The sequence below is a fragment of the Phytoactinopolyspora limicola genome (genome assembly GCF_011320225.1).
GTDB lineage: Bacteria > Actinomycetota > Actinomycetes > Jiangellales > Jiangellaceae > Phytoactinopolyspora > Phytoactinopolyspora limicola.
This window is the reverse complement of the sequence record NZ_JAAOEN010000036.1, coordinates 1-1,462: the sequence shown is the minus strand read 5'-3', so window position 1 is coordinate 1,462 and position 1,462 is coordinate 1. Positions and strand designations below refer to the sequence as shown.

The 1,462-nt window shown below is 60.3% G+C and carries 1 protein-coding gene; it reads left to right on the top strand.

The window, feature by feature from the left end; translation table 11 throughout:
* Window position 1 precedes the first annotated feature (1 nt).
* Window positions 2–1,324: a lysine 2,3-aminomutase gene (locus tag G8760_RS29680; RefSeq protein ID WP_166356433.1), complete on the top strand. Its 1,323-nt coding sequence runs from the start codon at window positions 2–4 to the stop codon at window positions 1,322–1,324.
* The last annotated feature ends 138 nt before the right edge of the window (window positions 1,325–1,462 follow it).

Genomic DNA, 1,462 nt, shown 5'->3' with positions numbered 1-1,462 from the left:
TATGACTTTGACGTATGACGCTGCTGCGTCTTCGGGTTCGCCGTCGGGGCGGCGGTTTCGTGCTTACACGTCGCGGCATTTGGATGAGTTGACGGCGCGGGCGGGGTTGGGTGAGGCGGAGCGGTTGGAGGTTCGGGCGGTGGCGGAGGTGTTGCCGTTCCGGGTGAATGAGTATGTGGTTGATGAGTTGATTGATTGGTCGGCGGCGCCGGATGATCCGTTGTATCGGTTGGTGTTTCCGGCGGCGGATATGTTGCCGGCGGTGGATGTGGCTCGGATTGTGGGGTTGTTGCGGTCGGGGGCGTCGCGTGGTGAGTTGACGGTGGCGGCGAATGAGGTGCGGGCGAAGTTGAATCCGCATCCGGCTGGGCAGATGGTGTTGAATATTCCGAAGGCGGGGGAGGAGCCGTTTAACGGGGTTCAGCATAAGTATGCCGAGACGGTGTTGTTTTTCCCGAAGCAGGGTCAGACGTGTCATGCGTATTGCACGTATTGTTTTCGGTGGGCGCAGTTCGTGGGTGAGCCGGATTTGAAGATGTCGAGTGATGACATTGATCGGTTGGTGGGGTATGTGCGGGGGCATCCTGAGGTGACGAGTGTGTTGATCACGGGTGGGGATCCGATGATCATGGGTGAGGGGTTGTTGAATCGGTATATCGAGCCGTTGTTGGAGATTGAGCATTTAGAGTCGATTCGGATCGGGACGAAGGCGTTGGCGTATTGGCCGCAGCGGTGGGTGTCGGATCCGGATGCTGATGATACGTTGCGGTTGTTTGAGCGGGTGGTGGCGGCGGGGAAGAATTTGGCGTTGATGGCGCATTTTTCGCATCCGCGGGAGATGGCGCCGGAGTTGGGTGTGCGGGCGGCGCGGCGTATTCGGGATACGGGTGCGGTGATTCGGACGCAGGCGCCGTTGATTCGGTCGATTAATGATGATCCGGATGTGTGGGCGACGATGTGGCGGTCGCAGGTGCGGCAGGGCATGGTGCCGTATTACATGTTCGTGGAGCGTGATACGGGGCCGCAGGATTATTTCGCGGTGCCGTTGGCGCGGGCGTATGAGATTTATCGGGATGCGTATCAGCGGGTGTCGGGGTTGGCGCGGACGGTGCGGGGGCCGTCGATGTCGGCCACTCCGGGCAAGGTGTGTGTGGATGGTGTGGCGGAGGTGGCTGGGGAGAAGGTGTTCGTGTTGCACATGATCCAGGCTCGTGATGCTGCTCTGGTGGGTCAGCCGTTCTTCGCTGCTTATGACGAGAACGCGGTCTGGTTGAGCGACCTCAAGCCCGCCCTTGGTGCTACCCGGTTCCCCTTCGACACCTGACCTCGGCTGCCTCCATCTCCCGGGTGATCGTTGCCTGGTTTTGGTCGCTATACAGCCTGTTGCGTTTTACGGGGGCGGCTGGTGGTGAGTGATGTCGTTCGGGAAGGGTGTTCCTGTCTGGGTGGTGGTTGGGGTTGT